Source organism: Paenibacillus sp. J14 (assembly GCF_000518465.1).
Lineage (GTDB): Bacteria > Bacillota > Bacilli > Paenibacillales > Paenibacillaceae > Fontibacillus > Fontibacillus barengoltzii.
The window spans coordinates 85787-108524 of sequence record NZ_JADQ01000002.1; the positions used below are offsets into that span (position 1 = coordinate 85787).

A 22738-nucleotide genomic window follows, 5' to 3' on the forward strand; every position below is an offset into this window, starting at 1 on the left:
TCGTCGAAATTGATAATTAGTAATTTTACAGTTATGGATCCACTTCTAAATCATATAAAAATTTGATCTGCAAAATCGCTAACAAACATATAACAAATCATAACGAAATTAGTATATAATGAACGGTAACTTATAACTTGATGGAGGTCATATGAACAAACATCGTTATCCAATCCAGCATTGGAGCTTCAAGGCAAGTGACGAGACGGAGTGGAAGTCCGCGAGCGTGCCGGGCACGGTGCATACGGATCTGTATCGCAACGGGTTGATCCCTGATCCGTTTTATGGAACCAACGAGCATGATTTGCAGTGGATTGATCGAAAAGATTGGGAGTACGAAGCCTCCTTTGAAGTGGATGAGGCTTGGTTGGCTTTGCGACACTTAGAGCTTGTTTTTGACGGTTTGGACACCTACGCCGATGTCACCGTGAACGGGACGCACGTCTTATCCGCCGACAATATGTTCCGCATTTGGCGCATCGATGTGAAGCCGCTGCTGCACAAGGGGGTTAACAAGGTTGCTGTCCGCTTCCGCTCTCCTATTGCAGAGGATTTGCCGAAGCTCGAGAAGCTGGGGTATGGTCTGCCAGCGACAAACGACCAGTCAGAGCTGGGCGGGTTAGGCGACCAACGGGTCAGCGTATTTGCTCGCAAAGCGCCGTATCATTACGGCTGGGATTGGGGGCCGCGCTTCGTAACCAGCGGGATTTGGCGCGAGGTGCGGCTTGAGGGCTGGAGCGGCCCGGTGATTCGTGACCTGTTCATTCGCCAGGACCGGGTCAACGTCTCGGCTGCGGAGCTTACGGCCGTGGTAGAAATTGAAACTGCTGAGCGCTGGGAAGGGCAGATGCAGCTCACGGACGGCGAGTTGACCTGGGAGCGTTCAGTGGGATTAGAGCCGGGGGTAAACGTGGTAGAAGTACCGGCGGTCATTGCGGAGCCGAAGCTGTGGTGGTGCCGGGGGCTGGGGGAACCAGCGATGTACAACTTCCATGCTAAGCTTGTGGCAGACGGCGGGCAGGAGGCGGTCGCCGAAGCTTCTGTTCGAACCGGGCTGCGCGACATTCGGTTAGTTCGGGAGAAGGATGATGCGGGGGCTTCTTTCCGCTTCGAGTTAAACGGTGTGCCGGTTTTCGCCAAAGGGGCAAATCATATCCCGAACGACAGCTTTTTGACGGAAGTCACTCAGGAGCGTTACCGCCATGAAATCGCCACGGCAGCCGAAAGCGGCATGAATATGCTTCGCGTCTGGGGCGGCGGGATCTATGAGCAGGATATTTTCTACGAGCTGTGCGATGAGTACGGCATTATGGTTTGGCAAGACTTCATGTTTGCGTGCAGTATGTACCCAGGGGATCCCAAGTTTCTGGACAGCGTGACGCGCGAAGCGGAGGACAACCTCAAGCGGCTGCGGAATCATCCTTGTATCGCGCTATGGTGCGGGAACAACGAAATCGATTCGGCTTGGGCTCACTATGTCGAGGATGGGGGCTGGGGCTGGAAAAAGGATTATACTGCCAAGCAGCGTGAACAGATCTGGGCGGATTACGAGGCGATCTTCCACCGAATTCTGCCGCAAGCAGTAGAGCGTCTTGGCGGCGGCGTTGCCTACGTGCCTTCTTCTCCCATCCGTAAATTGACGGGGGATGCCGATCAACATGCGCTTCAAGTTACCGGTGAGGGGGATGTCCATTACTGGGGCGTCTGGCATGCAGTTGAGCCGTTTAATCACTATAACTTGAGGGTCGGCCGTTTTATGAGCGAATACGGCTTCCAATCGTTTCCGGAGCTGAAATCGGTACTGACTTACGCGCCAGAGACCGAGCTGGCACTGGAGTCTAAAATCATGCTGGCCCATCAGAAGAATGGCCGCGGGAACCAGTTAATCAAGGAGTACATGGACCTTTATTTGCCGGAGCCGAAGGATTTCCCTTCGTTTCTGTACATGAGTCAGGTGCTGCAGGCCGAGGCGATCCGCACGGCGATTGAAGCGCATCGCCGTAACAAGCCTTACTGCATGGGGACGTTGTACTGGCAGATGAACGATTGCTGGCCGGTGGCGTCCTGGGCAGGGATGGACTATTACGGACGCTGGAAGGCGTTGCAGTATGCGGTACGCCGCAGCTTCCGCGAGATCATGCTGGCGATCTACGAGCCGGAGGATGGCCCAATTTCGATCAGCGTCGTGTCTGATCTGCAGAAGCCGGTGACGGGCCGGTTGCGGTTATCGCTCTATGACTTCCAGGGGGGCTTGTTGAAAGAACAGACGTTGGAGGTTCACGCCCCTGCCGATGCGGTGGTCGAAGCAGGAGTATTCACCCGGGCGGAATGGCTGGAAGGCTATGATCCGCATCAGGTTGTGCTGTATGCGGTTCTGGAGATCGAGGGACAGGCCGTGGACAGCAAACCTTTTTACTTCGCTTCAGCTAAAGAGCTTTTGTTGCCGCAGGCAAATATTACATTTCAAGAAGTGGCCGGCAGCGGCGGCAGCCAATATACCCTGATCAGCGACGTGTTGGCGCGTCAAGTGTGGATTTCGGCGGAAGAAGAAGGGATTTTCTCCGATAATTACTTCGATCTTATTCCTGGCGTTCCGGTCACGGTGGAGTTCCGGCGGCGGGGCGGTACAGGCAGCGCAGAGCCTTTTGTCGCGGGCCATCCCGGCAAGCTGACGGTCCACTCTATGGCAGACTTCGTCTAATTTCGACTCCGGATTTTACCGTGTTATAATAAACGAATAGAAATTGCGTGTTTTGTAAAAACACGGTAAATTCCGGAGAAAAGAGATGGAGATCATACGTAACTCAAGTAACTCAAGTCGAATTCATTTCGTCGTCACGTTTGTGCTGATTGGCATGAAGCTGTTATTGCTGCGTTATTTCTTCTATGGCAGCCTTGGGGTTCAGGGATTGCCCGGAGAGTGGCTGTCGGTGTTGGCGCTGATGTGTTTGGTGGAGCTGTTGACGCCGGCTAAGGTCAAATGGGGAGTGTACTTTGGATTAAATTTGATCATCTCCGTGATTCTGTTTGCCGCGACGGTTTATAATGCCTACTTCGGTACAGTACCAACGTATGCGGTGCTCAGTGGACTCAACCAAGTTCCTGAGGTCAAAGCCAGCGTAGCTTCGCTGTTACGGCCTGAACAATTTCTATATTTCATGGATCTGCCGGTGCTGATTGCCGTTCGTATTCTTCGTGCGGCTCGCAGGCGCCGGGCTTTTCGAGGGTTCAATCTTGCGGAGGGGCTGGGGAGCCTCAGTTTCCGTAACAACCGGCCGCGTGCCCCGCTCGCGTGGAAGGTGGGGGTGGCTTTCGTCTTGATCGTCAGCCTCATGCTATCCGGCCTTTATATCCGCTGGGGCAAAGACATCGACAATGAGCTGGTGCGCGCCGAAAGCGTAGGTTTCTTTAACTTCCAGGTTGATGCAGCGATCCGCAACCAGGAGGAAGAGCGGATGATCGCGGAAGGCAATCTGAAGGAGACGGCAGTCAAAGTCCGTCAGCTTGAGAGCAGCTATCCTTACAAAGTGGATATGCCCGGGGTGCCGGCTTATTTTGGCGCTGCCCAGGGGATGAATTTGATCATTGTGCAGATGGAGTCGTTCCAGAACTTCCCGTTGCACCTGAAAATAAACGGCCAAGAAATTACGCCCGTCCTTAACGGTTTAGCGAAGGAAGGCTTCTACTTTCCATACGTGTTCCAGCAGATTGGCCCCGGCAATACGTCCGATGCCGAGTTTATGTCCAATACGTCGATCTATCCAACTGCTGCGGAGGCGATGTCAACCGGGTATGGGGACCGGGAACTGCCTAGTCTGCCGCGCCTGCTGCAAAAATACGGGTACACGGCAAATACGTTCCATATTAACAAGGTGACCTTCTGGGATCGGAACAAAATGTACCCGGCGCTGAACTTCGATAAGTATTACGACAAACCGTATTATGCCAACGATCATTTTAACGATTTTGGCGCGTCCGACGAGGAAATGTATCGAGTTGGCGTCGAGAAGCTGGCCGAGCTCAAAGCGCAAGGCAAGCCGTTTTACGCTCAATTTGTCACCACCTCAAGCCATAATCCGTTTGTTGTACCGGAGGATCGCCGCCAAATCGAGCTGCCGACGGAGATGAAAGGCACGATGCTTGGGAATTATATCGAGGCAGTCAACTACACGGACTATGCGATCGGCAAGCTGATCGATGGATTGAAGCAAACGGGGTTGTGGGAAAATACGATGCTGGTGTTCTACGGGGACCACTTTGGCCTTCAGGAGAAGGATGTGCCCGCCAAGGAGATCAGCGAGAAGCTGGGGATCGCTTACGACGAGCGGATCAGCCGGTTCAACATCCCGCTGATCATTCACATTCCCGGCCAACAACCCGGCCAAGTTGTCGAGCGCACCGGAGGCCAGGTTGATATTTTGCCGACGGTAGCTAATCTTCTCGGAATTTCGTTGGAACATGAGGGATTCACCGCCTTTGGTCATGACTTGCTGAACCTGGATCGTAATGTGGTGGGGATGCGGTATTATCTGCCGACGGGCTCGTTCTTTAACGATGAAGTCATGTTCGTCCCAGGTGCTGGCTTTGACGACGGCGCAGCGGTTTCTCTGGACACGCTGCAGCCTGTCGCTGATATTGCGCCGTATCGCAGCGATTACGATTACATTTTGCAACTGATGAAGCTCTCCGATGAATATGTTAAGCTCCTTCCGAAACGGGGAAGATAAACGCAACAAGGCCCTGCTAGATACCGCAAGAAATAAGCGGTTCATAGCAGGGCCTTCATTTTTTAATCATTAGCCAAGGATGGTATACCTTGTTTTCGCGCTCTCGGCAACCAGCTCCGGAAGCTCTTGCAGCTGAAGCTCATAAACTTCACGGGTGATGCTGCCATCGTCCAACCGTTTCTGCAACTGCTCCTGTAGTTGGGCAATTTGCAGCTGGATAACCTGGTTTGCATCCTGACCATGGGATTCGGCAATCTCTGCCAGCGACTGGCCTTCAAGCAAAGCGTCGTAAACCTCCCGGTCGGAGGAAGCGCCCAGCACTCGGTTCAGCTCGTCCTCCTGACGCTCCGCCTTATTGCTTTGGTTGGATTGCTTGGAGGGGTGAGCCGCATAGCTCAGGCTGGTTACAAAACTGGACATGTTGGGGTTTATCGTAATCACAAGGGCCATCGTGCCGAGAATAACAACTTTTTTAAGTTTGAATTTCATAGATTACATTCCTCTCTTTGATGCAAGGGATCGTATTGATTGTAAAAAATCATTGTTGTGAGATCATGGATGTCTACTAGTAATACGGTTCAGGAGCCCGGCAAGTTTCAAATTGGCTCCAATCCCTTGAATGAAAGGGTGGTGCTCAAGGGGGGTGTCCCTTATAATGGAATTTATTTCACGCTGATTTTCGGAACAGAGGGGGCTGCGAGAAATGGGTGATTTTATGACGGTTCATTCGCTCAACGTGGGAAAGCCAGTCGAGGTGGAACATCAAGGCAAAACGGTACGAACCGGCATCTTCAAAACGCCGGTGACGGAAGCAAGGTATCTCTCGTCGGTGAATTTTGCCGGTGATGAGCAAGCAGACCTTAAAAATCACGGGGGACCTGACAAGGCGGTTTGTGTCTATCCGTATGAGCGCTATGCTTATTGGGAAGAGAAGTTGGGGATTACCTTGGCACTTGGGGCGTTTGGGGAAAATATTACAACCGAAGGCATGCTCGAAGATGAGATCTGCATCGGTGACCGGTTCCGTATGGGCGGTACGATGGTTCAGGTCAGCCAACCACGTCAGCCTTGCTTCAAGCTGGGGGTGAAGCATGGTTTGCCCGAACTGCCGCTGGCCATCCAGCAAACGGGATATACCGGATATTATTTCCGGGTGCTCCAGGAAGGAGAGGTTCGGCCCGGGGATCAACTGGAGCTTGTCGAGAGGCATCCCGCAGGAGTTACGCTGACGTTCGCGAACCGCGTGATGCACGTCGACAAAGAGGATGCCGATGGGATCCGGCGTATTTTGGCCGTGGAGGAGTTGTCAACCAGTTGGCGTGAACAGTTGACGGCCCGGTTGAATCGATTGACCGGCAAATAACCAGCTTGCAATACATCCGCTGCCCGTGATGGGGGCGGATTTTTTCATGCTTCTAGTCCTAGATAGATGGCGATAGTCCCTGGTTTATCCAGAATTTCTCGTACGGGGATAGGCATCTAGGAGTGAAAATTTTTTTACAAGCGGGAAACATAGAAACTTTTACCTGGTATCGCACGTCAAATGGGAAGAGTTACTTTTTCTTTAGCTGTGCATTAGCAAGGGGAGGATGAGATGTTTGAAAAAAATTTGGGCTTCGCTCTTAGCCGCACTCTTAATAATACCAATCTTTCAACAGACAACGGCGCAAGCGGCTACGCCGATCAGCATTTACATTGATGGTAACCGGCTGACTACCGACCAGGATCCGGTTATCATTAGCGGACGGGTGATGCTGCCGCTCCGGGCTATCTTTGAAGCGCTGGACGCCAAAGTGAACTACAACCAGACGTTGAAGACCGTTACCGCCTACAAAGACGGTACCACGATCACGCTGAAGCTGATGTCGCGTTCGGCAACCATCAACAATGAGACGGTTTTGCTCGACGTGCCGGCACAAAGCGTGAAAGGCAGAACAATGGTGCCCGTCCGCTTCGTCAGTGAGGCGTTAGGGCAGCAAGTCGGGTGGAACAATTCCGCCAAAATCGTAACGATTAAATCCGGCTTTGGATCGGGCGGATCGGGCGGCTCGGATAACGGAAGTGATCCTGGTCCGGTAACCTACGTCACGGCCCGTGATGTAGGAAATTACGGGGATGGACGGGATTTGCAAATCAGCTTCTCGAAATCCTCGAACGAATCGCGCGTTGAACAGTATCGCGTGATGGTCGTGAAGGCAGCGAATGCTTCCAGCTTTAATCTGGCAGCCGCCCAGAAAGTCGGCTCGGCCAATTACACCTCGTTGTCTCCGTCAGGATCCGATCCGTCCTTAACGCTGTCAGCCAGCGCACGGGATGTGGACGGAGCAGCGATTCGTGAGGATCAATCCTACGTTGCTTATGTATTGGTGATCGGCAAGGGCAACAGCGCCAATACGTTGTCGAATCCATCACCGGCCTTTACGTTGACCAACACCGTGTCCGTTGCGGCTCCAACGAACGTTAAAGTCAGTGACGTGAGCGATTACGGCGATGGCCGCGACCTGAGCGTCACCTTTACAAGAGCGCAAAATGAAAGCAACATCGCAAACTATCGCGTGTTCGTCGTCAAGACGAAGGACGCTAGCAGCTTTACAGTGAGCACGGCGAACAACCTGTCCAGCTCTTACTACACGCTTGTGTCCAAAACAGGGAGCGGATCGACGTTAACCGGTCAGTTGTCCTCTTCCACGCGGGATACGTCCGGTGATCTGATCAAGAACGGCGTGTCCTACACAGTGTTTGTGTTATCTGTGAGCAACAGTACGGGGTATGCGAACAAATTGTCGTCCGGCTCCTCGGCGATTACGCTCTCGCAAGGCTCGATTATCGCGCCGGTCATCACGAAGGTGGAAGACTGGAACGACTACGGCGACGGCCGCGACCTGCGGGTGAGCTTCAACCGGATCTCGGATGAAACGCGGATCAGTTCGTACCGGATCTTCGTTGTGAAAGCCAGTGACTATGCGAACTTCAGCCTGGCCAAAGCCAACCAAGTCTCTAGCGTGAACTATACGCAGGTGAACAAGACCGGTTCGAATATTACTTCGTATGCCTTGTCCTCCAATGCCCGGGATGTCGACGGAGCCACGATTCGCAACGGTGTCAGCTATCGGGTATTCGTTATGGCCGTGGGTACCGGGGCTTACGCAGGAAACAATACGCTGTCGTCCGCTTCGGCTGCGATCACGTTAACCAATGGCAGCACGGTGGATATGGTATCGAACGTCACGGTCGAAGACGTGAGCGATTATGGGGACGGCCGCGACCTGAAGGTAACCTTCACTCGGGCTGTGAACGAAACGTATATCAGCAATTATCGGATCCTGGTGGTCAAAACCTCGGATGCGAATAACTTTACGTTAGCCAAGGCTAACAATGTTGGCAGCGCCAATTATACGACGGTGAGCAAGAACGGCTATACACTTTCCACGGTTCTGAAATCGGGGGCGAGAGATGTCGACGGAGCCACGATCCGCAACGGCGTCAGCTATCGGGTGTTTGTCCTGTCGGTAGCCAGCAACGGATATAACCTGAGCAATGCGTTGTCTTCTTACTCCTCGCCGATTACATTGTCGCCAAATACAATTGATGCGGTTTCGAATATTAAAGTCTCCGACGTAAACGATTATGGCGATGGCCGGGATATGCAGGTTTCGTTCTCACGTGCTTCCAATGAAACGTACATCAGCCAATACCGGATCATGGTGGTGAAATCGTCGAACGTTGGCAGCTTCAACTTATCGAAAGCAAATGCGCTGTCCAGCGATAGATATACGTCGGTCAGCAAAGGCAGCAGTACTTTGACTGCTACTCTCAACGCAAGTGCGAAAGACGTTGACGGCGACCGGATTAAAAACAACGTCGCTTACCGAGTTTTTGTCCTGTCCGTAGCCAATAACGGTGGGAACAATGTATTGTCGACGTACTCGAACTTAATTACGTTAAGCGACAATAGCGCTGTTAGTGCAGTTAATGGTTTGTATGCACAATTGAATGGCACGAAAAGCGGTACCTACCGAGATATCGATTTCGGTTTTAATAAGCTGGCAAATGAAAGTAATGTCGTGGAGTACCGGATTCTCGTAGTTCCAGCATCAAAAGCGGGTAACTATAAACTTACGGATGCCAACAAGGTCAACGATCCAGAGCGATTCACATCGGTAAATCCGAGCGGGAAGAACGTGAAGCAAACCTTGGCACACTCGAAGGACGTTGATGGAAATGAGATCAACAAAGATACCTCGTATCAAATTTTTGTTTTAACTGTAGCCAAGAACGGTGCTAACGCTCTATCTGCCGCGTCTAATGCTGTGAAGCCGACAGTGGGGCCGGATAATATTTCGGTTGCTCCGGTAACTCGACTCAATGCGGTGGCTGAAGGGAACTCCATTAAGGTTGATTTTGAGCAGCCTGACAACAGGAATTACATTCGATCCTATAAGGTTCTCGTAATTTCTGAAGACCAAACTTTAAACTTGGATGCGGCTATCGCTTTGAAAAACAATGGTGTCAATGTACCAGCCGATAATGGCACACTCAGTACTGTGGTTAGCCAAGATATCTATCACAATCCGATTGCTGCCGGGAAATACAGAGTCTATATTCTGTCAGAGCCGGATGGGACTAATGCAAAAGGATATGCACTTTCGAACTCTATAACGGTAGAAGTCCCTGTGGTACAATCGGAGCCCGAGGATGAGGGGCAAGGTGCAGAGCCGAAGGATACGGATTCATCTTCACTATAAATTCGATGTGCATTCACAAGAGCGGTGCGCTTAAGGCGCCGCTCTTTTTTTGTGTGTAATTGGCTCAGTACAGGCGGCGGATTGACAATCTTTTCAAAATTTATGTAACATTAAGGTCAAACTAGGGAGCGGAAGGAACCCAAATGCGGAACATCGATGCAGTAGTCAAAGCAGACGGAACGCTGGATGCGAGCAAGATCTGGCGCCGGGAACCTATGTACCAAGGCATGAATGGACAATGGGTGGAGCGGATCTACCTCGCTCCGGGTCAAAGTTATATTTTCAAGCCGCTGACGAACGGGGAATCGGCGGACCGGGAGGCATGGGTGTACCGGGACGTGTTGGCGGAGCTGCCTGAGATTCCAGCGCCGATGCTGCTTGCCGCTTCGCCGGAGGGGAGCGGTGCTAAGAGCTGGGCGATCTTCGAGGATCTGGGGCAGCTGAACCATACCTACCGGCTGGAGTACGCCCGAGCGGCGGTGCGACAGCTGGCTCGCCTGCATGCGGCTCCCGTGGAACAGTGGCCGAGCTTGCCCGCCCAAGGCCCGAAGCCCGGCATCGCAGCCATCGCCGCAGACGTGCTGAATCGGCGGGAGGAGGCACTGGCTGTCTTAGGCGGACAGGGGCTGCCGGTCCAGTGGTTGGATTCCGAGGTCATCTCGGCGGTCCGGGACGGGCCCGGCTTCACGGCCAAGCGGCAGGTGCTGTCGCATGGCGATCTGCATCAGGGCAATTACGCCGTGACAGGGGTGGGGCGCGTGGTGTTGCTGGATTGGGAGCATGCGCACCGGAATCTCCCCTATTGGGATTTGTACCATCTGATCGACATGTCCCATCCGCGCTTTCCTAAGGTGATGCCGGCAGAGGATCGGATGGAGCTGCTTGAGACGTATCTTGCAGAAGCGGACAAACAGGGCACGCCATGGGTCAAGGATGTGCTGATCCAGGAGTACGCCTGGGTTGCTGCGATCTTTTCCCTATGGATGCTCCTCTTGATTGAAGGAGATTTGCGCCGAGGCGGCGGCGTTTGGACGAAGGAAGGGCTGCTGCGGCAGCGGGAAGAGACGGCGAAAGGCTTGACTGGATGTTTGGAACTGCTGGAGAACCATGGGTAGCCTATGAACACTTGCGATTGCGATCTGTTAACGGACTGTAGTGACCTTATCAGCTCATTTTTCGAATATTTCCTGCAGTAACGGACCTGTAAGCCGCTATTTGGGCTATAAAGAGGTGTTTCTACCGGATTTGCCTACAATAAGGTCTCTCAAGTCCGTTAAACTCGCGTAGCCTCGGATTCATAGCCATTAGCGTCCATTAGGTCCGTTAGCGGTTGACGAAGCAAGTCATGACGTGGCAAGCCACATACTACTATATCAACTAGAGGCGGGATCAAATGAAGAAAGTCGGTTTAGTCATGCGAAAAATCCAGTTTGCGGAAGCCCAAGGCCCGCGCGTGTTTGCGGAGCGGCTGCGCGACATCGGCCGGGAACTGGGCGTGGAAGTTGTGTTCATCTCACCGGAGCGCCATGTCAGCGGACACGATTGGCTTCCCGGCTATGAACATGAGAAGGGGGATTTGGTCAATTACGATATCGTGCTGGACCAGATTTACTCGCAGAACATCGAGCACGTGATTTATACGGTATCCGGGTTTACTTTTCTGAAAATGTTCCTCCCCAAGAGCGTACTGTTTCCCCACAGCTTCCCTGATCCGGCGCTGACAGGTTACGAAATGATGAAGCCGTTCTATGGCATCGTGGACAAGGCGATCGTACAGACGGAGTTTTTGCGGAAGCAAATGAACGACGTGTTTGGTGTGACGGATGTGGATGTGATCCCAATCGGATTTAATGAAACGTTAGCGGAGCGGTATTATGACCCTGCGGCCATTGTGGAGAATCGGGTATTGTGGATCGGACGGGACGAGGAGAATCGGCGGCCGGACCTGGTGCTGGAATATGCGCGGCAGAATCCGGACAAGGATGTCGTGATGGTGTTTGGCGGGGAGCGTTATAAGGAAAGTGTGAAAAAATACAACATCCCTCGTAACGTTACCCTGAAGTTTGCATTAACCCAGGACGAGGTGTTCGCGCTGATGAACTCGGCCAAGGTGTACTGGAGCTGTTCCCGGTTTGATACCTTTGCGATGCCGCTGACCGAAGCGCTGGCGATGGGCAAAATCGTCGTCAAACCAGAGCATCCGTGTTATGGCCACATCAGCTCTCGGCACGCCTTTTCCGGCAACGAGCACAACTGGTTTGAGCTGGTTAACATGGCGGCAGCTTCACCGCTGAAGTTTTCCAGGGACAATCGGGATTACGCCTTTGAGAAGTTTTCAGCGACCGTGATGAAGCGAGGCTACGAGCGGTTCTTTGGGGAGTGGCTCAAATGAGCGGGCGGACGGAAGAAACCAATGCGGCTCGGAATATCATTAATAGTTAATCACGATAAGGACAGTCGATTCACGACTGCCCTTATTTTTTTTGCCTGAGCAGGAATTATTAGGATATAAGCGGAATTACAAATTACAAACTCAAGAACTATAGGCCTAAGTTCCAACATACACTTGGTATATAAATTCATCGGCCAGAGAAAGGGCTGAAGTTACATGTCACAACCCATGCTTACCGATGGGCAACCGTTTTTCTTTTATGAGCCGCCCTCCACACAGAACCAGGATCAGGGGGAACGCCGTGAGATGATGTATCGCGACCCGGACCGGATCTACGTGGGATTCTGGCGAAGGTTGCTCGCGTATTTGATCGATGCTGCCATTTTAACGCTTGTCAATTGGTTGCTGCCTTTGCCCGATCTGGTCCAGCGGATTCTGGATATCTTATATTTTGTGATCATGCCCTGCTCTTCCTGGCAGGGGACGGTCGGGAAGCGGGTGATTGGCGCAAAAATTGTAGATGGTCAAGGAGAACGAATTTCGTTTTTACGTTCGCTCTGCAGGTACTTTGCTCAGATTTTATCCGCTTTGATCCTGTTGATCGGTTTTATCATGATTGGTTTTACCCGGGAGAAGCGGGGATTGCACGATTGGATCTGTGACACGTTCGTCATTAACCGGGATTCGGAGTTTTATCCTTAACCGAAGATGCACTTCGGTTATTTTCAATATTTATGAAAGCGTTTTAATTAATTAGAAGAGCAGAAACGGAGGAGAAGGCAAATGACATTGGCAGAGCGATTGGGGTACGGGCGGGAAGCCAAACTGTTGATTGTAAACGCGGACGATTTCGGCATGTGCCATGCGGAGAATATGGCGATTACCCAACTGCTGCAGGAACGGGCGGTATCCTCCGCGACGGTGATGATCCCTTGCTCCTGGGCCAAGGAAGCAGTGGCGTGGAGCGTTGCCAATCCAGAGTACGATGTGGGGGTCCATTTGACGTTCACCAGTGAATGGAACGGGTACAAGTGGGGGCCGGTTACCCGGGATGGAGACGTGCGAACTCTGGTGACAGAGGAAGGTTATTTTCCCGAGGACGTCGCCCGCTTCGAATTGCAGGCCACCCGGCCGCAAGTGCGCCTTGAAATGATTAATCAGGTGGAGACCGCATTGGCGCTAGGCTTGGCTCCTACACATCTCGATAACCACATGGGCAGCCTATATGGTTTGGCAACAGGGAACCATTTCCTAGACGTGACGTTTGAGATCTGTGCGGATTACGGATTGCCCTTCCGGTTGCCTCGTTCACTGCCGCAAATAGGGAAATTGCCCCCGGAGGCGAATGCCCTCATGCGTCAGGTCACCGAGTTAGCTGACCGGATGGGTGTGATCCTCCTCGACGATCTCATCGGTCTGCCCTTTGGCAAGCAGCCGGGCGAAACATACGAGAGCTACAAACGCGATATGATTGCGGTTCTTAAAGGGCTCCGCCCCGGCGTTTCAGAGATTATCATCCATCCAGCGCTTGCAACGGAAGAACTGAAGGCTATCCATCACGAATGGGAAAAAAGACATTGGGACTACATGTTGTTCCGAGATCCAGACATTAAGACGGTTCTTGCGGAGGAAGGCATCGAGATGATCCGTTGGAAGGACTTGCAGGATCTGCAGAAGTCACAGCAGCGGCTTTAGGGCCGGCTGGCTGATTGAATAAAGGAGGCAGGGCGGATGATGCGAACCGCAAATCCGGGAAACCGGACGGAGCTTCAAAAGGTAGCCTACAGTTCGGGCAATCTGGCGGTCAATTTGATGTCGCAAGCTTTTGCAACCTATCTCGTCTATTATTACGTCGACGTGCTGGGCGTACGGCCTGCCTGGATCAGCTTGGCGATGATCTTTCACGGCGTGCTGAATGCTGTGCTGAACCCGTTGTTTGGTCATTTGTCTGACCGGACCCGCACCCGGTTTGGCAGACGCCTTCCTTATATCGGGTTTGGAATGGTTCCGCTGGCGGCAGCGTTTGCATTGCTGTGGGTGCCCCCGGCGGCGGAAGGAGCAGCCTTTCCATATTTTATTGGCACGGTGATTCTGTATGATGCATTATTCGTCTTGGTTGTTCTGAACTACTCGGCTTTGTTCCCGGAGATGTTCCAGAGTATTAAGGACCGAGCGTATGTCTCTTCATGGCGGCAAATGATGGGGATCGTGGGCATGATTGTAGGTGTCGCGATTCCGCCGCTCCTTTATTCTCAGATTGGTTGGGGTGCGATGGGGGTTATATTCGCTGGATTGTCGGCCATCTTCCTAGCGTTATCCCTTTGGGGCAGCCGGGAGCATCATGATCCGGAACGTGCCACCTTCCGTTTATCCACAGCGGTTCGACATACTTTGGGGAACCGAGCGTTTGTCCTTTACGTGACTGGCAGCTTTCTGGTGCAGTTTACATTTGCACTGCTGCCTGCCGGGATTCCGTTCTACACCAAATACGTGCTGGGTCGCGAGGAGAGCTATAACACCTTGTTGCTAGGGGCCATCTTTATCACCGCGATTCCTTGCGTATTTCTGTGGGGACGGATCACCGCCAAATATGGAGCTCGGCGGGGCATCCTCATTGCGGTGGGCTGCTATGCCGCAGCGTTGCTGCCGTTCGGCTTGGTTACACAGGCAGGCGGGGCGATGGGCACCGCTGCAGCCGTCGGCATCGGATTGGCAGGACTGCTGGTGCTGCTTGATGTCCTGTTGTCTGAGGTGATCGATGAGGATGAGCGGCGTACTGGGGCAAGACGGGAGGGCATGTACTTCGGCATGAACGGATTTATCGTGCGCTGGGGCGTTTCGCTGCAGGCGGCATGCATGGGGCTCATTCTGGAGGCGAGTGGTTACGACGCCGCATTAAATGAGCAGCCGGCATCGGCCGCGATGGGCATCCGATGGATGCTTAGCGGGATACCGGCTGGAGCGTTGCTGCTGGCATGGTTATTTTTTTACTTATTCCCTTTGGGCAAGAGAACGTCATAACCCGAGAGGATCGGGTGTTGTAACGCCCATTAACTTGATTTCAGCAAGCCCTCTACGGCTTCTTCGTTCAGCGGACGGCTGTAATAGTAACCTTGAATTTGATCGCAGCCGTTCTTCTGCAGAAATTCGAACTGCGCTTTCGTCTCGACGCCTTCGGCCAGCACCGTCATACCCAGCGATTTGCCTAACTGGATGATGGAACGAAGCAGAGAGTTGTCACGTTCGGAGCACGGCGTCTCCTGCACGAAGGTTCGATCGATTTTCAGCACCTGAACCGGGAGCGACTTCAAGTAATGGATCGAGGAGTAGCCTGTCCCAAAGTCGTCTACCGAGAGTGAGATGCCCTTTTGCTGCAAGGCCGTTAAAGTATCCTTGATCATCACATGATCGTTTAACAGCGATTCGGTGACCTCCAGCTCCAAATACTGTGGGGCAAGACCTGTCTCGTCCAGCACCTGTTCAACGGTACGCAAGAATTGCGGATGTCGGAATTGCACCGCTGAGACATTCACCGATACCGGCAGCTTCGGATACCCGGCCTCCTGCCAACGTTTATTGGCTTTGCACGCCTCCAGCAGGACCCATTCGCCTAATTCAACGATAAACCCATTCTCCTCGGCGATCGGAATGAAAGAGTTGGGCGGAATGTATCCCTGGACGGGGTCCTTCCAGCGGATCAGCGCTTCAAAGCCGGTCAGCTCTTGGGATAAGGCATTTACCTTGGGCTGGAAGTGCAGCTCAAACTCCCCTCTTGCCAGTGCGCGGATCATTTTTTTCTCTAACGTAATTTGGCTCTGCAGCCGGTCCATCAGGTATTGATCATAGTAGTGCGGGCCTTCGAGCGCTTCCTTCTTGGCTTCCTTCATCGCCATTTCTGCATGCTGCAGCAGTTGATGAATGTCAGATCCGTCGTCCGGGTAGAGGCTGACCCCCATTCCGAAACTGACCTGGAACGCATAGTCGGATATTGTGTAAGGCTCTCTAAGCGCTTTATACAAATCTAGTGCAAGTGTATGTATGTATAAGGGATCCGTGATATTCGACACCAATACGAAAAATTCATCTGCAAAATTCCGGCATATCGGTGTTCCATCCGGGAATGAACGACGCAGTCTTTCTGCGACTTGGCGCAGCAGTTCATTGCCTTTGCTCTCGCCATAGCTTTCATTAATCAGCCGAAAACGGTTGAGATTGATACAAATGACAGCGGCCGTGGTATTCTCGGCTTGGGCCGAAACGAGCTCGGTGTACATCAGCTCCTTAAAATAGTTGGAATTCAGCAGGTGGGTCACCGGATCGAAATGGGACAACTGACGAAGTCGTTCCCTTGAAGCTTGTTGCTTCTCCATTTCCCGAGTTACGTCGAACTGAAGCCCAATGAAATAGAGTAGATGCCCGTCCGAATCCAAAATGGGACTGATGACAAACTGGTTCCAGAAGGTGCTGCCGTCCTTTTTATAGTTCTTGATGGTTACTGTAGCGGCCCCAATTTCCTTGATCGCTTTCCGAATTACGGCGAGATGTTCTTTGTTGGTCTCTTTTCCCTGAAGGAAACGGAGATTCCGATGGAGAACTTCCTCTCGCTTGTATCCGGTAATCTTCTCAAATCCTTGATTGACATAGACTAATGGATTGTCCGGAAGATTCGGATTTGTAATCGCCAGGCCAACGCCCATCCGATCAATGGCCTGAAACAAGGCCGAAGCGGTGAGCACGGATTCAGGCTGGAATAGGGAGCGTATCTGATCGTCTTCCACAATACAAAGCCTCCTCGAAATGATCCGCTGTAGAAGTAGAATAACAGACGATGTATGTCATACGGGAGAATCTACTAAAGTCATCACTTATGACTCCATCATACATGTGGCACGGTACCGATGGCAATCGATTTTTCCGACAAGGTGCGACAGAAGACGCGCATCCTTTCACCTAAATGCCAGTAGTCGTATGATAGAGAACAAAAGTTGACTATATCGATCAGATGCAAAAAAAGCGAGCCTGGGGGTCCCTAAGCTCGCACTTATTTTGAATAGGCTGACTATTGAACGTCAGTTACCTCGGATTGCATCATTTCCAGCTTGCGGATGATCTCCTTTTGCCATTGGCGGTCGCCCAAATGGGTGGCAAGATTGAGCAGATCCAAGTAATCATCGATGTTCAGCCTTGTCTTTCTGCGGGCGGCTAACAATCTCATGGGCATTCTCTCCTCTTACACTGTTGTTCGTTGATAAACCAGGTCAGCTCTGAATTAATAATGATAATCATTATCATATAATCCTCATTTTTATTATGCACAAATCTGTATCGCTTGTAAATAGCAGCAATACCGTTTATTTTAGATTTAAACGAAAATGGGGAGTGATGGGATGGCTGCAGCCAACAAGGGATAAGCTAACCTCAAAGAACATCATAAAATGAATTAACGGGGGGCGTTATGGAGACTGAATCGCTGTTAAAAGTTGAGGAGCTCGCAATCAAGAAATATAAGATTTTTATGCAAAGTCATATCCGGTATATTGCCAGAGCAATGCTGGCGAGCATGTTTATCGGTTTTGGAGTCATCGTTGCGTTTAAGAGCGGGAACTTCTTCTACGTGGAGCATTCGCCGCTGACCTATCCGATGGCCGCCTTGACCTTTGGCGCTGCAATTATTCTTATCGCTTACGGCGGCGGGGATCTATTTACCGGAAATACGTTCTATTATACATACGCGGCTTTAAGGAAACGGCTGAAATGGCTGGATGTCACCAAGTTATGGGTGTTTAGCTACCTCGGCAATATTTTGGGCGCAGCCGCTTTTGCCCTTTTGATTTACTTAACGGGCTTATTTGCCGATGCTTCGGTGAATAGCTTCTTGCTCAACGTAGTTGAGCATAAGATGACGACTCCTGCCACAGAATTGTTTTTCCGCGCCATTCTTTGTAATTGGTTGGTGTGCCTGGCTTTTTTCATTCCGATGGCGCTGCAAGGGGATGGGGCGAAGATGTTTGCGATGATGTTGTTTGTCTTCTGCTTTTTTATCTCCGGTTATGAACATAGTATTGCGAACATGTGTACCTTCGCCATCGCTTTGGTGCTGGACCATCCCGCCACAATATCGTTTGGCGGTGTTCTTCACAACTTGATTCCTGTCACCCTAGGTAATTTGGTTGGCGGGGTGCTGTTGATGGGCTTTATGTACTATTTCGCCAACAAGCCGTATCTGGATGCGGAGGATGCTTCCGGTACGTCGAAATAGCCAACAGGTTCAGTCAGACATCTTCTCATCAGGAGGTGTCTATTTTTTTTTGTAGAACCATGTAATATGGCATAGGTCTTCTTGTACTCCTATGATAAGATAAAGCAAAATATGCTAATTTTCGTGATTTGATAGTACCTCCACTATCCTAACGTAAAGGGTGTATCGCGAATGAAGCAAATCCGTCTGTTATGGGTGGCATTCCTGCTTGTGGTTTTGGTCACGGCGGGGTTAGGCTCGACAACAGTCGAAGCGGAGCAGAAAGAGGTTCGTTACCAGACGGAGCTGGACTATCCTCCTTATAAGTTCAGTCAAAACGGATTTCTGATGGGCTTCGATCTGGAATTAACCCACATGCTCTTCAAAGAGAAGGACTATACGCTGGTTTACTCCACCTCGGATTGGAAAAACGTGTATCAAGCTCTTACGGAAGGGGAGGCGGATACGTCCGGATTAATGGCGATCCAAGAGAATCGAAGGCAGGATGTGCTATTTTCCAAGCCGGTGATGCGGACTTATATCGGAGTCTATGCGGGAGAGCATTTTCGCGGCTCATTAAGGACGGATGAACTCCACCAATATTCCGTTGGCGTAGGCGCCGGACAATATACGGAAGATATTTTACGGACTAAAGTTGGTGTAACGTCTTATCGTACATATCCTACCGTCGAAGCGGCCCTTGCCGCATTAAAACGGGGAGAAATCGACCTGTTGTTTGAGAATGAGAACGTCGTCGATTATTTGATTGTTAAGCAGGACATGACCGGAGAGGTTCACAAGTTGCTGGAAGGTTTGTATCCCTGCGATGTGGCTTATGGGATCAGCAAGCAAATGCCGGAGTTGGTTGAGTATGTGAACCGCCGGATTGATGATGTGAAGCGCTCAGGGGTGTATGAGGAGCTCTATCTGAAATATTTCTTCACCCATTCTGAATCCTACTCTTACGCATTACGGAACCGACTGATTCTCATCGGCGGACTGTTGGTCGGAGGGGGAGCCATCGGCTACACTTTACTTCGGACGTACATCAAACGTCTGCGCCGCACGATTCACGGCGAACGGGAATTTTCGAGGGAAGTGCTGGATCATAGCAACCTGTTTATTTGGGCGGTACATGGTGACGGGACAACGGTGCGTTTCAATCGGTACGCCGAGATGATTACCGGTATTCGGGAAGGAGAAGCGATTGGACGGCCATATACGGAGCATTCTCTGCTGCAGCACGCATGCCGGGAGTTGATTCCGCTGTTGGATCAGGCGCTTGCGTATCGCTTTGTGGATCATTGCGAGATTCATTTATTTTGCGCGGATCAAGGGAAGGATAAGGCGTTCTTGTTCCGCACGACAGTGATTCCTGGACTGAAAGGTGACCCGGATGTTTTCATCATGACTGGTGTAGATATCGAAGAGCGTAAGCAATTCGAAAATAAGTTGCATTACAGCTATCAGGAGCTGGAGGCTGCGCATTTAGAGTTAACGGCGACTCAGGAAGAATTAAGACAGAACTTCGATATGCTGCTGGATAATCAGGAGCGGCTAAGACGTAGCGAAGAGCGCTATCGCATGGTCACGGAGGCATCCAACGGCGGCATTTGGGAGTGGGATTTGGATCGGAACCATCGGTATTATTCGCCGAGATGGTTTGAACTGCTGGGTTACGAACAAGAGGATTTAATAACCAGCGAGATGATGCAACAGGTGGTCCATCCGGAAGATAATGTGAAAATCCATGAGGAATTTGCGTCCTTACAGGCAGGGGTCAAAGAGGTCTTCGAGTGCGAATATCGGCTGCGGTGCAAAAACGGGGAGTACCGCTGGTTTTTAGGACGAGGGAAAGCGCTGTTTGATGATCAAGGGCGGGCCTATCGGATGGTGGGATCGAATATCGATATTCACCAGTTGAAATTGTACCAGCAGCGGATGCGGCATCTCGCCTACTACGACACACTTAGCGACTTGCCGAACCGGTTATATTTGCTTGAGAAAATGGATGAACTGGTTTCCCGAGAGGATGCCAAAGCCGCATTATTTTTCGTAGATACGGATAATTTTAAATTTATTAATGATACGTTGGGGCATAAATTTGGGGATCGGCTGCTGATACAGGCCAGCGCTCGCTTGACCTCCCTGATTGGAGAGGCCGGGATGCTCTTTCGCCTCGGCGGGGATGAGTTTGTAATTCTGATGAATGATGCGGGGAAGGAAGAAGCAACGGGACTGGCCCAAAAGCTGATCCAGGGATTCAAGGAGCCGTTCCGGATAGACGACAGCGATCTGTATGTATCGATTAGCATCGGAATATCGTTCTACCCGGAAGACGGACGGAGCCCGGAGGAACTTCTCAAGAATGCCGACGTCGCGATGTACGCGGCCAAAGAGGCGGGGAAAGGCCAATATGCCGTCTTCGCTCCAGCTTTCCTTGAAGCGTTTAATGAGCGAGTGGTCTTGGAAAAGAACCTGCGGCATGCGCTCGACCGGGGGGAGTTCATCATTCACTACCAGCCTCAAATCTCGGTTCGCGACGGCCAAATTTGCGGGTTTGAAGCGCTGATCCGTTGGAACAGTCCGGAACTTGGCTTCGTATCGCCTTTATCCTTTATCAAAATAGCCGAGGACAGCCGCCTGATCGTCCCAATCGGCGAATGGGTGCTGCGAGAAGCGTGTGCTTTCGCCAAACGTCTTGAGGACGACGGGTTTGGAACGTATAAAATCGCTGTGAACATTTCCGTGGTTCAGCTGCTTGAAGAAGACTTTGTTGGCAAGGTGTTGCAGATCCTTCAGGAGACCGGCTTGAATCCTGAATACTTAGAGCTGGAAATTACCGAGTCGATGATTATGGAAACGTTGGAATCACTGGTGCCGAAGCTCAATGAATTGAAGGCCAACGGCATTCAAATCGCATTAGATGATTTTGGCACCGGCTATTCCTCGCTGGGGTCACTTAAGCAGATGCCAATTACAACATTGAAGGTGGATCGATCATTTATTGAGCATTTGCCGGAACAGGATGACAGCCGTTCGCTCGCGAAAGCAATCGTTCTGATCGGACGCAAAATGGGGCTTCAGGTCATCGCCGAAGGTGTAGAAACCAAGCAGCAGATGGAGCATGTACGCCGCGCGAAATGCGATGTCATTCAAGGGTATTATATTAGCAAGCCGCTTCCGGAGGTAGAGCTGCGCGATTTGCTGCGAAGCTTCCCGCTGGATGAGATGGCATAAAAATAACCTGCAGTCTCGTGGAATATAGAACACGAGACTGCGGGTTATTCTTTTTGGATCAAAGGCCGGCTGTCGAGCCGCTGACTTGCACAGGAACGGAATCCGGTTCGCTGAGGAACGCAGTAATCGGCATGGAGGCGGCGCCGAGTGCGGTCGATCGGATGCCTAAGTTGGCGAAAGCTACTGCGGATTTCTTCCGGTGATAAGACAAGCTGCGGTTTTCGATGGTGCGCAGCATCGCATCCTCAATGAGGTCCCCGGCTAGCGACAGACGGTTGCCGATGACGATCAGCTCCGGATTGAGGATGTTGACCAAATTGGCGAGTCCAACGCCAAGCTGGGCGCCGATTTCATTCAGGAGCTGGGTCGCCCGGGAGTCACCGCCGCGGGCCAGTTGAAGCATCTCCTCCAGGTCGGGGTGCTGTTCTCCCCACACCTTGGCGGCTCGGTCAAGCAACGCCTTCTCCGAGGCGAGCGTTTCCCAGCAGCCGCGGTTGCCGCAGCGGCAGAGCGGGCCGTTCTCGGCGACGGTCATATGACCCACTTCGCCGGAGAAATTCGACGTGCCGCGGTACAGTTCGCCGCCAACGATAATGCCGGAACCGATGCCGATCCCGATGCTGAGGTAGATCAAGTTTTGGGCCTCGCGTCCGGCCCCAAAGAGCTTCTCGCCTATCGCGCCGGCGTTGGCCTCGTTATCAATATGAAGATTGGCCCCGAATTCGGAGGCCAGCGGTTCTAATAATTCAACCTTGTTCCAATCCAGGTTGGGTGCGGAGATCACCCGGCTCTTGTCGTCGACGAGCCCGGGTACGCCAATGCCGATCCCCACGATCCCATACGGGGATTCGGGTAATTGCTGGCGAAACTCATGGATAGTCTGACGAATCTGATCCAGTACGTGCTCCGGACTGAAGTCGCGAAGCGGCACCAATTTTTCCTGAAGCACGTGGCCCTCCAGATCAACCAGCACAGCCAGTAAATCATTGACACGGATGTCGATGCCAATGGCATATCCGGCATTGCGGTTAAAGAGCAGTAAGGTCGGCTTGCGCCCGCCGCTGGATTCGCCGGGGCCGATCTCGGTAACCAGATGACTGTCGATCAACTCGGAGACGAGGGACGATACGGTCGCCTTGTTCAAGCCAATCGCAGCGGAGATATCCGCACGAGACAAGGGTTGACGCTGACGAATCGTATCCAGGACGATCGTTTTATTCATTTTTTTGATCAGCTGTTGGTCGCCTGTGATTTTCATGTAAACTCCCTCGTTATACCCAAGCTTGTTAGCATGGCAATATTGTGTCTATACGCATCATAACATAAACGTCCCAGGTAAAATCAATAACTTTGTTAGTTTACTAGACAAACTAAGTGGAACGTGATACGATCTTAG

The 22738-nt window shown here is 51.8% G+C and carries 15 protein-coding genes; 11 read left to right on the forward strand and 4 right to left on the reverse strand.

Translation table 11 applies throughout. The features are described from left to right. Positions 1 to 151 precede the first annotated feature (151 nt). Positions 152 to 2701, forward strand: coding sequence for a beta-mannosidase (locus M891_RS0101090; protein ID WP_028537499.1), 2550 nt, complete (start codon positions 152 to 154; stop codon positions 2699 to 2701). 85 nt (positions 2702 to 2786) lie between these two features. Beyond that, positions 2787 to 4727 carry an LTA synthase family protein gene (locus tag M891_RS0101095; RefSeq protein ID WP_028537500.1) on the forward strand — a complete coding sequence of 647 codons (1941 nt, stop codon included), beginning with the start codon at positions 2787 to 2789 and terminating at the stop codon, positions 4725 to 4727. A 69-nt stretch (positions 4728 to 4796) separates the two neighbouring features. Here M891_RS0101095 and M891_RS0101100 read toward each other — a convergent pair whose 3' ends face one another. Further along, positions 4797 to 5216, reverse strand: a complete 420-nt coding sequence (locus tag M891_RS0101100) for a hypothetical protein (RefSeq protein ID WP_028537501.1) — start codon at positions 5214 to 5216, stop codon at positions 4797 to 4799. A gap of 214 nt (positions 5217 to 5430) precedes the next feature. Between M891_RS0101100 and M891_RS0101105 the strand changes: the two genes are divergently transcribed. From M891_RS0101105 to M891_RS0101135, 7 genes are all read left to right on the forward strand, one after another. Further along, the gene (locus tag M891_RS0101105; protein WP_036699110.1) at positions 5431 to 6090 is read left to right on the forward strand and encodes an MOSC domain-containing protein; all 660 of its coding nucleotides are present in this window, start codon (positions 5431 to 5433) and stop codon (positions 6088 to 6090) included. 226 nt (positions 6091 to 6316) lie between these two features. After that, on the forward strand, positions 6317 to 9472 hold the full coding sequence (locus M891_RS23055; RefSeq protein WP_232228254.1) for a copper amine oxidase N-terminal domain-containing protein: 3156 nt from the start codon (positions 6317 to 6319) through the stop codon (positions 9470 to 9472). A 143-nt stretch (positions 9473 to 9615) separates the two neighbouring features. Beyond that, positions 9616 to 10587: a phosphotransferase family protein gene (locus M891_RS23060; protein ID WP_051416789.1), complete on the forward strand. Its 972-nt coding sequence runs from the start codon at positions 9616 to 9618 to the stop codon at positions 10585 to 10587. A gap of 278 nt (positions 10588 to 10865) precedes the next feature. After that, positions 10866 to 11864 carry a glycosyltransferase gene (locus tag M891_RS0101120; protein ID WP_028537503.1) on the forward strand — a complete coding sequence of 333 codons (999 nt, stop codon included), beginning with the start codon at positions 10866 to 10868 and terminating at the stop codon, positions 11862 to 11864. A 216-nt stretch (positions 11865 to 12080) separates the two neighbouring features. Further along, positions 12081 to 12566, forward strand: a complete 486-nt coding sequence (locus M891_RS23065) for an RDD family protein (RefSeq protein WP_084628783.1) — start codon at positions 12081 to 12083, stop codon at positions 12564 to 12566. A gap of 81 nt (positions 12567 to 12647) precedes the next feature. Then, a complete protein-coding gene (locus M891_RS0101130; RefSeq protein WP_016313778.1) occupies positions 12648 to 13559 on the forward strand; it encodes a polysaccharide deacetylase family protein in 912 nt (303 codons plus the stop codon). 36 nt (positions 13560 to 13595) lie between these two features. Next, positions 13596 to 14885, forward strand: a complete 1290-nt coding sequence (locus M891_RS0101135) for an MFS transporter (RefSeq protein ID WP_028537504.1) — start codon at positions 13596 to 13598, stop codon at positions 14883 to 14885. A 29-nt stretch (positions 14886 to 14914) separates the two neighbouring features. Here M891_RS0101135 and M891_RS0101140 read toward each other — a convergent pair whose 3' ends face one another. Beyond that, positions 14915 to 16642 (reverse strand): putative bifunctional diguanylate cyclase/phosphodiesterase, encoded by a 1728-nt coding sequence (locus tag M891_RS0101140; RefSeq protein ID WP_028537505.1) that lies wholly within the window; start codon positions 16640 to 16642, stop codon positions 14915 to 14917. A gap of 281 nt (positions 16643 to 16923) precedes the next feature. Then, on the reverse strand, positions 16924 to 17079 hold the full coding sequence (locus M891_RS25485; protein ID WP_016313775.1) for a hypothetical protein: 156 nt from the start codon (positions 17077 to 17079) through the stop codon (positions 16924 to 16926). 240 nt (positions 17080 to 17319) lie between these two features. Between M891_RS25485 and M891_RS0101150 the strand changes: the two genes are divergently transcribed. After that, complete coding sequence (locus M891_RS0101150) at positions 17320 to 18123, forward strand: formate/nitrite transporter family protein (protein WP_028537506.1); 804 nt, start codon at positions 17320 to 17322, stop codon at positions 18121 to 18123. Positions 18124 to 18294: 171 nt separating this feature from the next. Continuing rightward, the gene (locus tag M891_RS23070) at positions 18295 to 21342 is read left to right on the forward strand and encodes an EAL domain-containing protein (RefSeq protein ID WP_028537507.1); all 3048 of its coding nucleotides are present in this window, start codon (positions 18295 to 18297) and stop codon (positions 21340 to 21342) included. A gap of 58 nt (positions 21343 to 21400) precedes the next feature. Here M891_RS23070 and M891_RS0101160 read toward each other — a convergent pair whose 3' ends face one another. Then, positions 21401 to 22600 (reverse strand): ROK family protein, encoded by a 1200-nt coding sequence (locus tag M891_RS0101160; RefSeq protein ID WP_028537508.1) that lies wholly within the window; start codon positions 22598 to 22600, stop codon positions 21401 to 21403. Positions 22601 to 22738: the final 138 nt, after the last annotated feature.